At 71.7% G+C, this 11,153-nt stretch carries 10 protein-coding genes; 8 read left to right on the top strand and 2 right to left on the bottom strand.

Annotated features, from left to right (window positions below; translation table 11 throughout):
- Window positions 1-26: 26 nt before the first annotated feature.
- Genes ACIBI9_RS03500 through ACIBI9_RS03510 form a run of 3 tightly spaced genes read left to right on the top strand, consistent with a single transcriptional unit; the run spans window position 27 to window position 4,071 of the window.
- Window positions 27-2,171: an alpha-N-acetylglucosaminidase TIM-barrel domain-containing protein gene (locus ACIBI9_RS03500; RefSeq protein WP_397220319.1), complete on the top strand. Its 2,145-nt coding sequence runs from the start codon at window positions 27-29 to the stop codon at window positions 2,169-2,171.
- A gap of 8 nt (window positions 2,172-2,179) precedes the next feature.
- A complete protein-coding gene (locus tag ACIBI9_RS03505; RefSeq protein WP_397220320.1) occupies window positions 2,180-3,082 on the top strand; it encodes an N-acetylmuramic acid 6-phosphate etherase in 903 nt (300 codons plus the stop codon).
- Window positions 3,079-4,071, top strand: coding sequence for an N-acetylglucosamine kinase (locus ACIBI9_RS03510; protein ID WP_397220321.1), 993 nt, complete (start codon window positions 3,079-3,081; stop codon window positions 4,069-4,071). Before ACIBI9_RS03505 ends, ACIBI9_RS03510 begins: the two co-directional genes overlap by 4 nt.
- On the opposite strand, the gene ACIBI9_RS03515 is transcribed toward ACIBI9_RS03510, so the two are convergent.
- Together ACIBI9_RS03515 and ACIBI9_RS03520 are read right to left on the bottom strand one after the other, a co-directional pair.
- A complete protein-coding gene (locus ACIBI9_RS03515; protein WP_397220322.1) occupies window positions 4,016-5,146 on the bottom strand; it encodes an NAD(P)H-dependent flavin oxidoreductase in 1,131 nt (376 codons plus the stop codon). The two genes, ACIBI9_RS03510 and ACIBI9_RS03515, sit on opposite strands and share 56 nt — an antisense overlap.
- Before the next feature lie 9 nt (window positions 5,147-5,155).
- Window positions 5,156-5,839, bottom strand: a complete 684-nt coding sequence (locus ACIBI9_RS03520) for an acyltransferase (protein ID WP_397220323.1) — start codon at window positions 5,837-5,839, stop codon at window positions 5,156-5,158.
- A gap of 110 nt (window positions 5,840-5,949) precedes the next feature.
- Here ACIBI9_RS03520 and ACIBI9_RS03525 point away from each other — a divergent pair, with 110 nt between their 5' ends.
- From ACIBI9_RS03525 to ACIBI9_RS03545, 5 genes are all read left to right on the top strand, one after another.
- Window positions 5,950-7,614, top strand: coding sequence for a CTP synthase (locus ACIBI9_RS03525; protein WP_397220324.1), 1,665 nt, complete (start codon window positions 5,950-5,952; stop codon window positions 7,612-7,614).
- A 76-nt stretch (window positions 7,615-7,690) separates the two neighbouring features.
- Window positions 7,691-8,290, top strand: a complete 600-nt coding sequence (locus ACIBI9_RS03530) for an NUDIX domain-containing protein (RefSeq protein ID WP_397220325.1) — start codon at window positions 7,691-7,693, stop codon at window positions 8,288-8,290.
- A 17-nt stretch (window positions 8,291-8,307) separates the two neighbouring features.
- Complete coding sequence (locus tag ACIBI9_RS03535; protein WP_397220326.1) at window positions 8,308-9,213, top strand: site-specific tyrosine recombinase XerD; 906 nt, start codon at window positions 8,308-8,310, stop codon at window positions 9,211-9,213.
- Window positions 9,214-9,337: 124 nt separating this feature from the next.
- A complete protein-coding gene (locus tag ACIBI9_RS03540; protein ID WP_394500055.1) occupies window positions 9,338-10,273 on the top strand; it encodes a ParA family protein in 936 nt (311 codons plus the stop codon).
- Window positions 10,270-11,085 (top strand): segregation and condensation protein A, encoded by an 816-nt coding sequence (locus ACIBI9_RS03545; RefSeq protein WP_397220327.1) that lies wholly within the window; start codon window positions 10,270-10,272, stop codon window positions 11,083-11,085. The genes ACIBI9_RS03540 and ACIBI9_RS03545 overlap by 4 nt, the downstream gene beginning before the upstream one ends.
- The last annotated feature ends 68 nt before the right edge of the window (window positions 11,086-11,153 follow it).

Raw genomic sequence — 11,153 nt, forward strand, 5'->3', positions numbered from 1 at the left:
TAATTAGTCGAGGGGTGTGAGCTGCAGTGTTGTCCGGTGAGGGCCCGCCCTGGGCGGACACCGTCCGCGGCCTGGCCCGCCGCGTGCTGGGTCCCGTGGCCGGGTCGGTACGGTTCGCCGCCCGCGACGGCGACGGCCGTGAGTACGCCTACGAGGCGGCGGACGGCGTGCTCGCCATCGCCGCGACGGACGGGGTGAGCGCCTCGGTCGCGCTCCATCACTATCTCCGGGAACGCTGCGGCACGTCCGTGGGCTGGGACACGGTGCTCCCACTAGGGCTGACGTCCCTGCCCGACGCCCCTCTCCGACAGGGCGCCGCGCGGGTCCGGGAGGGCTACTACTTCAACTTCTGCACCTTCAGCTACACGATGCCCTACTGGGACTGGGCCGACTGGGAGCGGGAGATCGACTGGATGGCCCTGCACGGCATCACCATGCCGCTGGCCGTCACCGGCCACGAGGCCGCGCTGCACGCCGCCTACTCCCAGCTCGGTCTCGACGACCGGCAGATCCGCGGCTTCCTGGGCGGGCCGGGCTATCTGCCGTTCCAGTTCATGGGCTGCCTGGACAACTTCGCCGGCCCGCTGTCCTCGTCCTGGATCGAGAGCCATCGCGAGCTCGGCGCGCGCATCCTCGACCGCGAGCGCGCCTTCGGCATGACGCCCGTGCTCCCGGCCTTCACGGGACATGTCCCGCCCGAGCTCGCGTCGACGGGGCGGGCCGGTCGCCGCCTCTGGCAGGGGTTCGAGACCTGGGTGCTCGACCCGGCCGACCCGCTGTACGAGCGGATCGGCGCCGAGATCGCCCGCGCGCAGATCAAGCTCTTCGGCACCGATCACCTGTACGCCGCCGACCCGTTCATCGAGATGATCCCCATCGACGCCGACCCGGCCTTCCCCGGGGCCGTGGCGGCGGCGACGCTGGCCGGGCTCCAGGCCGCCGACCCGGACGCGGTCTGGCTCATGCAGGCCTGGCCGTTCTCCTACCAGCGGGACTTCTGGACCGAGGACCGCGTCAACGCCTTCCTCGACGCGATCCCGGACGGCCGGATGCTCGTGGCGGACCTGTGGGCGGAGCACGACCCGCTGTGGGGGCCCTTCCAGGGGTTCTCCGGGAAGCCGTGGCTCTGGTGCGCGCTGCTCAACTTCGGCGGCCGCACCGATCCGGGCGCCGACCTGCGCGGAGTGCCCGCCGGGATCGACGCGGCCCTGGCGGCGCCGAGCCCGCCCGCCGGCCTCGGCCTGTCCATGGAGGCCACCCGCAACAACCCGGTCTTCTTCGAGCTCGTCGTCGACCAGATCTGGAACGAGGTCCCCGACCTCGACGCCTGGCTCGACGCGTTCGTGGCCCAGCGCTACGGCACCCGCTGGACGGCCGAGCTGCGGACGGCCTGGCAGGGGCTCCTGGAGACCGTCTACGACACCCGGGGCCTGCCGATTCTCCCCCAGGCGTTCGAAGGCGTCATCACCGCGGCGCCCTCGTACGAGCGCGGCCCGGCCGAGCTCCGCGCCGACGTCGCCGGTGTCCTGTGGTACCGGCCGGAAGTCCTCGCCACGGCCTGGGAGCAGCTGATCGAGGTGGCCGAGCGCGACCCCGGCCTGGCCGCGGGACCGCTCGGGCACGACCTCGTGGAGACCGGCATCGCGTACATGGCCAGGGTCGCCGACCGCCTCTGCCTCGACGTCCTGGACTCGGCGGGCAGCCCGGCGCAGGTCGACCGCTTCCTCCGGGTCTTCGAGGACCTCGACCGGATGCTGGCCTGCCACCCCGAGTACACCTTCCAGCACTGGGAGGCCACGGCCCTGTCGTGGGCCGGCGACCCGGACGACCGGGCGGTCCTGCGGGACAACGCCCGCCGCATCATCACGGTGTGGGGCACCTCGGACAGCCCGCTGCTGGACGACTACGCGGGCCGGCACTGGGCGGGACTGGTCGGCGGTTACTACCGCGACCGCTGGGAGCTGTGGGCGCGAGGTCTCGCACGCGCGCTCGCCGGCGACCCCGGCGCGGAGGCGGAGCTGCGGGAACGGCTCCGCGAACGCGCCGAGCTCTTCCTGCGGGAGGGCCCGGGGCCCGCGGCGTCGGATCCGGGTGATCTGGCCACGGAGTCACGCCGGCTGTTCACCGCCTACGAGGGCTCGCTCGCCCAGCCGTACGAACACGATCGATGAGGAGCACGATGCCCCAGGTGGCACCACCGACCGAAAGCCGCAACCCGCGCACCGCCGACATCGACACGCTGGAGTCAGGAGACGTCCTGCGGCTGCTGCTGGACGAGGACGCCAGGGCGGTGGAGGCGGCCCGCGCGGCAACCGGGCCGCTCGCCCGGGCGGTGGACGAGGCGCGTCTCCGGCTGGGCCGGGGCGGGAGCGTGCACTACTTCGGCGCCGGCGCGTCGGGGCGGCTGGCGGTGCTGGACGCCACCGAGATCACGCCGACGTTCGGGGTGGCGCGTGGCCTGTTCACGGCGCACTTCGCCGGCGGGCCGGGCGCGCTCACCGACTCCTCCGTGGACCGGGAGGACGCCGAGGAACTCGGCGCCGCCGACGCCGGGGCGCTCGGCGAGAACGACGTGGCGATCGGGATCACGGCGTCCGGGGCCACCCCGTACGTGGCCGGAGCGCTGCGCGCGGCCAGGGCGGCGGGCGCGCTCACCGTGCTGATCACCTGCAACCCGGCCGCGCCGCTGCGCGATCTGGCCGCGATTCTCGTCGTCGCGGACACCGGGCCCGAGGCGCTGACCGGGTCCACCCGGCTCAAGGCGGGCACGGCGACCAAGGTGCTGCTGAACGCGTTCTCGACGGCACTCATGATCAAGGCGGGGCGTACCTACTCGAACCTCATGGTCGGGCTGGTCGCCACCAACGCCAAGCTGGAGCAGCGGGCGGTGAACCTGCTCATGGAGGCGACCGGGGAGGACGCCGCGGCCTGCGGCGCCGCGCTGGCGGAGGCGGACGGGCGGATCCCGGAGGCGCTCGTACGGCTGCTCACGGGCTGCACACCCGGCCAGGCGCGGGCCGCGCTCGCCGCTCATCCGGGCGTCCGCGCGGCCGTCGCCGCGCTGGGCGGGCAGGCCGGATGAGCGGCTTCGCGGGCGTGGACGTCGGCGGCGGAGGCATCAGGACACGGATCGAGAGCGACGGGGAGATCGCGCGCGGCGAGGACTCGGCACCCGTGCCCCGCACCGAGGGGCGGGTGGACCTCGACCGGCTCGCCACCCGGATCGCGTCGGTCATCGGGGACGCGACGCGCGTCCCCGGGCGGCTGGACGGGATGGCCGTCGGCGTGACCGGCCTGCCGGGGCTGGTCAGGGAGCCGGAGGCGCTGTGGCGGGCGCTGGGGGAGCGGTTCGGGCTCGGGACGCTCGTGGTCGCGGGCGACATGGTGACCACGCACGTCGGCGCGCTCGGATTCCGGCCCGGAGTGGTGGTCGCCGCCGGGACCGGCGTCATCACGCTCGGCACCGACCTCGACCGCGTCTGGAACCAGTCCGACGGATGGGGCCACCTGCTCGGCGACCACGGCGGCGGCGCCTGGATCGGCACCCAGGGCCTCCAGGCCGCCCTGCGCGCCCACGACGGCCGGTCCGGCGGCTCGCCCGCCCTGCTCGAACACCTGACGGCCAGCTTCGGCCACCCCCTGGACCTGGTGGCGCTCGTCTATGAGTCGGCCTCGCCGGCGCACCACCTGGCGTCGTTCGCGCCTTCCGTGGCCGACGCGGCCCGCGCGGGGGATCCGGTGGCGCGCGGGATCTGGACAGAGGCGGGGCGGCAGCTCGGCCAGACCGCCGTCGCCGCCGCGTCGGGGCTCGACCCGGTCTTCTCCTGGGGCGGCCGCGTCTTCGACGCCGCGGACCTGCTGATGGAGCCGTTCCAGGGCACCGTGCGCGAGCTGCTGCCGGGAGCCCGGTTCACGCCGCCCGCCGGGACCTCGGCCGACGGCGCGCTCGCGCTGGCCAGGGCCGCGGCGGACGGCGGGATCCGGCCGCGGCACCCGTACCTGTACGTCTACGCGGCTAGTCGGAGCCGGTCAGGAGCCGCAGCCGCTCCACCGCCTCCCCGAACTCGCTGATCATGTCGTAGACCACCTCGCGGGCCGGCCTCACCTGGTCGAGCTGGCCCACGACCTGCCCGACGAAGTAGTTGACCAGCTCCACCGCCCCCGGCTCGCCCTTCTCCGCCGCCGCCCCGATGCGGGCCATCGCGCCCTCGGCCACCAGCAGCTGCAGCGGCATCCCGAGCGGCCCGGGGCTCTCCTGCCCGGAGTCCCACTCCTCCGTCCAGGCCGACTTGAGCTGGCGGGCCGGCTTGCCCGTACGGGACCTGGACCTGACCGTGTCGAGCGACGAGGCGGCCAGGAACTTGCGCTTGACCGCGGGCGACGTCTCCGCCTCCTCAGTGGTCAGCCAGACTGAGCCGCACCACACGCCCTGCGCCCCGAGCGCCATGGCCGCCGCCATCTGCCGTCCGGACGCGATCCCGCCCGCCGCCAGCACGGGGACCGGGCCGACCGCGTCCACGACCTGCGGGACCAGCACCATCGTGGAGATCTCGCCGGTGTGCCCGCCCGCCTCGGTGCCCTGCGCCACGATGAGGTCCGCGCCCGCCGCCACCTGCCTGCGGGCGTGCTCGACCGTGCCGACCAGCGCGGCCACCGGGACCCCCGCCTCCCTGGCCCTGGCGACCATCTCGGGCGGAGGCGGCCCCAGGGCGCTGGCGATGAGCCCGATCGGGTGCTTGAGCGCCACGTCGATCAGCCCCGTCGCCCCGGCCGCCGTCACCCGCCTGCCGAACTCGTCCGCCGCCGCCGTCAGCGGCTGCACGGGGGCGCTCACGCCGTACTTGGACAGCAGATGGGTGACGAAGTCGCGGTGCCGGTCGGGGACGAAGTCCATGAGGTGCGCCTGCCGGTCGAGCGCGGAGGCGTCGACCTTGCCGGGCACGAGCACGTCCACGCCGTACGGCCGGCCGCCCACCTGCCCGTCGATCCAGGTCAGCTCGGTGTCGAGCTGCTCCGGCGAGTACGCGATCGCACCCAGGACCCCGAAACCGCCCGCGTTGGTGACGGCGGCCACGACGTCGCGGCAGTGGCTGAAGGCGAACAACGGGAACTCGATGCCCAGGCGCTCACAGATGGGGGTCCGCATGGTTCGACGCTAACCGGCAGAAGCTTGTTCGGTCCATCCCCCGGGCCGGGCCGGGTGCGTCAGGAGGGAGCGGGGGGCGTGCCAGCCTAACTCCGAGCTGTAGCCGCGTATTAGCTTGGCCGGGACGCCGGCGACCACGCTGTGGTCAGGGAACTCGCCGCGTACCACCGCCCCGCCCGCGACCACGCACTGGCGGCCCAGTCTCGTGCCCGGGAGGATGATCGCGCCCGCCCCGATCCACGAGCCGGAGCCGATCGATACCGGGCTGTTACGCGGCCACTGGCGGCCGATCGGCACCTCGGGGTCGTCGTAGACGTGGTTCTGGTCGGTGATGTACACGTACGGGCCGGTGAAGACGTCGTCGCCGATGTCGATCGACTGGTGGGCCACGATGTGCGAGCCGCGGCCGATCGAGCAGCCGCCGCCGATGCGCAGGATGGACTCCGGCCCCAGGTCCAGCCCGGGGCCCATGCCGCAGGACAGGGACACGCGCTCGCCGATCAGCGTGTGGTCGCCGATCTCGATCCATCGCTCGCCGAAGATCGCGCCCGGGGGGAAGGCGATGCTGACCCCGTCGCCGATCCGGCCGAAGCGGTAACCGGACGGAGCGGCAGGAGTGATCGCGCCCGCGCGGCGGATCGCCGCGTAGGCTCGGTGAATCAGCGCGCCGACTGCCCGCCGTACCAATGACATAGGGACCAAAGTTACCGCTAGGTCACACCGTTCGGGCATGTCGGGGGCGTTGTTTGATATCCTGAGAGCCCGTGGACACTTCGACCACACCTCGAGCCACGGGAGCCCCTTTGCGCAGCGCATCGCAAACCAAGCATCTGTTCGTCACCGGCGGTGTCGCCTCCAGTCTCGGCAAGGGGCTCACGGCATCCAGCCTCGGTCGCCTGCTCAAGGCACGCGGTCTCAGGGTCACCATGCAGAAGCTCGACCCTTACCTCAATGTCGACCCAGGGACCATGAACCCGTTCCAGCACGGCGAGGTGTTCGTCACCGACGACGGCGCCGAGACCGACCTCGACGTCGGCCACTACGAGCGCTTCCTCGACACCGACCTGCACGGCTCGGCCAACGTGACGACCGGCCAGGTCTACTCCAACGTCATCGCCAAGGAACGGCGGGGCGAATACCTGGGCGACACCGTCCAGGTCATCCCGCACATCACCAACGAGATCAAGGACCGGATCAGGGGCATGGCCGCTCCTGAGGTGGACGTGGTCATCACCGAGGTGGGGGGCACGGTCGGCGACATCGAGTCGCTGCCGTTCCTGGAGGCCGTCCGCCAGATCAGGCACGAGGTCGGGCGCGACAACGTGTTCTTCCTGCACGTGTCGCTGCTGCCGTACATCGGCCCCTCGGGCGAGCTCAAGACCAAGCCGACCCAGCACAGCGTGGCGGCGCTGCGCAGCATCGGCATCCAGCCGGACGCGATCGTGCTGCGCTCCGACCGGCCCGTGCAGACGGCGATCAAGCGCAAGATCAGCCTGATGTGCGACGTGGACGAGGACGCCGTCGTCTCCGCCGTGGACGCGGCCTCGATCTACGACATCCCCAAGGTGCTCCACTCCGAGGGGCTCGACGCCTACGTGGTGCGCCGGCTCGGCCTGCCGTTCCGCGACGTCGACTGGAAGGAGTGGGAGGAGCTCCTGCGCCGGGTGCACCGGCCGGCCAAGGAGGTCACGATCGCCCTGGTCGGCAAGTACATCGACCTTCCGGACGCGTACCTGTCGGTCACCGAGGCGCTGCGGGCCGGCGGGTTCGCCAACGACGCCCGGGTCAACATCCGGTGGGTCAAGAGCGACGACTGCGAGACCCCCGAGGGCGCCGAGCGCGAGCTCGACGGCGTCGACGGTGTGCTGATCCCCGGCGGGTTCGGCGTGCGCGGCATCGAGGGCAAGATCGGCGCGATCCGCCACGCCCGCTTGGGCAAGATCCCGCTGCTCGGCATCTGCCTCGGCATGCAGGGCATGGTCATCGAGGCCGCCCGCAACATGGCCGGCATCGAGGACGCCAACTCCGCCGAGTTCGACCCCGACACCAAGCACCCGGTCATCTCCACCATGGCCGACCAGGAGGACGTCGTCGCCGGCGAGCGCGACATGGGCGGCACCATGCGGCTCGGCAGCTACACCGCCAAGCTCGGCGAGGGCACCCTGGCCAGGCAGCTCTACAGCGGCAAGGCCAAGGCCGACGAGCGCCACCGCCACCGCTACGAGGTCAACAACACCTACCGCGAGCAGCTCGAGAAGGTCGGCCTGGTCTTCTCCGGCCTGTCGCCCGACGGCCGGCTGGTCGAGTACACCGAGCTGCCCACCGAGGTCCACCCGTTCTTCATCGGCACCCAGGCCCACCCCGAGTTCCGCTCGCGCCCCACGCGGGCCAACCCCATGTTCAAGGGCCTCATCACCGCGGCCCTGGCGTACGCCGACGCGCGAGTCACCACGAAGGTGACCCAGTGAGGGTCCCCGGAGCGGCGAGCCTCGGACCGAGGGCGGCAGCTTGCGTAACCAACGAGGGCCGGAAGCGAGTGCGACCATGATCACAGACACGCCCGAGGCGTGGGACGTCGTCGATTCCAAGGAACGCTTCCGCGGCCACGTCATCACGGTGGTCACGGACTCGGTGAAGATGCCCCTCGACGAGGTCGCCGACCGCGACGTCGTGGTGCATCCCGGCTCGGTCGCCGTGCTCGCGCTCGACGACCGGGAGCGGGTCCTGATGATCAGGCAGTACCGCCACCCCACGCGCATGCTGATGTGGGAGCTGCCCGCCGGGATCCGCGACGTCGAAGGCGAATCGCTCGTCGAGGGGGCGGCCCGCGAGCTCGCCGAGGAGGCCGGCTACCGGGCCGACACCTGGCACACCCTCGTCGACCTGCGCTCCTCTCCGGGCATGACCGACGAGCGGATCCGGGTCTTCCTCGCCCGAGACCTGACCAAGGTCGAGACTGACTTCGTCCACCGGCACGAGGAGATCGACATGCCGGTCGAGTGGGTGCCGCTGGCCGACGCGGTCGAGAGGGCGCTCATGGGAATGATCCACAATTCCCCGGCCGTGGCCGGTATCCTCGCCGCGTACGCGGCTTCGGTTGAGGGGTTCGCCCTGTTGCGCCCCGCCGACGCCCCTGAGGCGTGACCGGAAGGATCATTTTCGTGGAGGCGGTGCTCTCCAGCTACCTCGCCCATCTGGCGGTGGAGCGGAGCCTGGCTGCCAACACGCTCGCGTCCTACCGTCGTGACCTGCGGCGATACGTCGAACACCTGCACGCGCGCGGCCGGGCGGAGCTCGACGAGGTGGGGGAGGCCGATGTGCTGGCCTTCCTCGCCGCGTTGCGCGAGGGCGACGGCGAGCACCCCGCGCTCGCCGCCAGCTCGGCCGCCCGCGCCGTCTCCGCCGTGCGCGGGCTGCACCTTTTCGCCCTGCGCGAAGGCGTCACGGCCCACGACCCCGCCCACGAGGTACGCCTGCCGCGCCAGCCGCGCAGGCTCCCCAAGGCCATCACCGTCGACGAGGTCGAGCGGCTCATCGCCGCCTCCGGCCCCGACGGCGCGCCCCTGACCTTGCGCAACAGGGCGCTGCTCGAGCTCCTGTACGGCACCGGCGCCCGCATCTCCGAGGCCGTCGGGCTGGCCGTGGACGACCTCGAGGACGACCAGGTACGCCTGCGCGGCAAGGGCGAACGCACGCGCGTCGTGCCCCTGGGCCGCTACGCACGCTCCGCCCTCGACGCCTACCTCGTACGGGCCCGCCCCGGCCTGCTCGCCCACGGGCGCGGCACCCCGGCCGTCTTCCTGAACGCCAGGGGAGGCCGTCTGACCAGGCAGGGAGCGTGGGAAGTGCTCCAGGCCGCCGCCGAACGCGCCGAGCTCGACGGGATAAGTCCCCACGTTCTTCGCCATTCCTTCGCAACCCATCTGATAGACGGCGGCGCTGACGTTAGGGTGGTTCAGGAGTTGCTCGGCCATGCCTCCGTGACGACCACGCAGGTCTACACACTGGTGACGGTCGACAAACTTCGCGAGGTCTACGCCGCCGCGCATCCACGTGCCCGGCAGTGATCTATAGTCTTTTGCGACGTGCGGCAACCCTCGGCGTGCCGCCTTGCCGCCTAAAGTGGCGAGCCCATAGTGTCCGTCCGGACGGTCCGGTTCGGGATCGTCAGGGAGGTTCGAGCTGGTGACTGTGACGACCAAGGGTTCGACCCCGGGGACCCCCGACAACCCCTGGGGCGACACGAAGACCAACGCGCCTTCCAACGGCGTCAACCTCGGGCCCACGCAGCGGCCCAGACCCGTGTTCCCCGAGCCGGTGCCGCCCGCGGTGCACGGCCCGGCGCGTGTGGTCGCGATGGTCAACCAGAAGGGCGGCGTCGGCAAGACGACGACCACCATCAACCTGGGTGCCGCGCTCGTCGAATACGGGCTCAAGGTGCTGCTGGTCGACTTCGACCCGCAGGGCGCGCTCTCCGTCGGCCTGGGCATCAACCCGCTCCAGCTCGACCTGACGGTCTACAACCTGCTCATGGAGCGGGGCGTCACCGCCGAGGACGTGCTGCTGGAGACCGGCGTCGAGGGCCTCGACCTGCTCCCCAGCAACATCGACCTGTCGGCCGCCGAAGTGCAGCTCGTCACCGAGGTCGCCCGCGAGCAGGTGCTCGGCCGGGTGATCAAGCCGCTGCTGCCGCACTACGACGTGTGCCTCATCGACTGCCAGCCGTCGCTGGGCCTGCTCACGATCAACGCCCTCACCTGCGCCCACGGCGTCATGGTGCCGCTGGAGTGCGAGTTCTTCGCGCTGCGCGGCGTGGCGCTGCTCATGGACACGATCTCCAAGGTCCAGGAGCGGCTCAACGAGGACCTCGAGATCGAGGGCCTGCTGGCCACCATGTACGACGCCCGTACGCTGCACGGCCGTGAGGTGCTGGCGCGCGTGGTGGAGGCGTTCGGCGACAAGGTGTTCCACACGGTGATCAACCGTACGGTCCGCTTCCCCGACGCGACCGTCGCCGGTGAGCCCATCACCACCTTCGACCCGTCCTCGCTCGGTGCCAACGCTTACCGAGAGCTGGCCCGCGAGGTGCTCTCGCGCTGGTCGGCGCCTGCCACAATGGCCAGGTGACCGACGCCGAGCAGCCTCAAGGGTTCCAGGTCCACCTGGACGTCTTCGAGGGACCCTTCGACTTGCTCCTCGGCCTCATCGCCAAGCACAAGCTGGACATCACCGAGGTCTCGCTCTCCAAGGTCACCGACGAGTTCATCGCCTACATCCGCTCCCGGGGGCCTGAGTGGGACCTCGACCAGACCAGCCACTTCCTGCTGGTCGCGGCGACCCTGCTCGACCTGAAGGCGGCCCGGCTGCTGCCCTCGGGCGAGGTGGAGGACGAGGAGGACCTGGCGCTGCTGGAGGCCAGGGACCTGCTGTTCGCGCGGCTGCTGCAGTACAAGGCGTACAAGGAGGTGGCGAAGCTCTTCGCGGGGCGGATGGCGGAGGAGGCGCTGCGCTTCCCCCGTACGGTGCCGCTGGAGCCGCAGTTCGCCAACCTCCTGCCCGAGCTCATCCTGGGCATCGGGCCCGAGCAGCTCGCCAAGATCGCCGCCAAGGCCTTCACCCCCAAGCTGCCCCCCACCGTCAGCGTCGGGCACATCTACCAGCCCCTGGCGAGCGTCAAGGAGCAGGCGGCCATCCTCGTCATGCACCTGCGCCGGCTCCGGCGCGCCACCTTCCGCACGCTGGTGGCCGACTGCTCGGGCACCTTCGAGGTCATCGCCCGCTTCCTGGCGGTGCTGGAGCTCTTCCGGGAGTCGGCGGTCACCTTCGAACAGGTCGAAGCGCTGGGGGACTTGCACGTAACCTGGACGGGCGCTGACGACGGGGACGTCGCGGTGGGGGACGATTACGAGGAATCCGCGGAGAAACCACGCAATGACTGACAACCCACTGCCCACCCCTCGCCGATCCCCGGACTCCGAGCCCCCGCTCCCCGCCTGGATGACCCTCC

This window comes from Nonomuraea sp. NPDC050451 (genome assembly GCF_044458585.1).

What these genes read in the sequence shown, in the direction of transcription:
- ACIBI9_RS03505 (WP_397220320.1), top strand. Translation starts at nt 2,180, where the DNA reads ATGCCCCAGGTGGCACCACCGACCGAAAGCCGCAACCCGCGCACCGCC.
- ACIBI9_RS03510 (WP_397220321.1), top strand. Translation starts at nt 3,079, where the DNA reads ATGAGCGGCTTCGCGGGCGTGGACGTCGGCGGCGGAGGCATCAGGACA.
- ACIBI9_RS03530 (WP_397220325.1), top strand. Translation starts at nt 7,691, where the DNA reads ATGATCACAGACACGCCCGAGGCGTGGGACGTCGTCGATTCCAAGGAA.
- ACIBI9_RS03520 (WP_397220323.1), bottom strand. Translation starts at nt 5,839, where the DNA reads ATGTCATTGGTACGGCGGGCAGTCGGCGCGCTGATTCACCGAGCCTAC.
- ACIBI9_RS03515 (WP_397220322.1), bottom strand. Translation starts at nt 5,146, where the DNA reads ATGCGGACCCCCATCTGTGAGCGCCTGGGCATCGAGTTCCCGTTGTTC.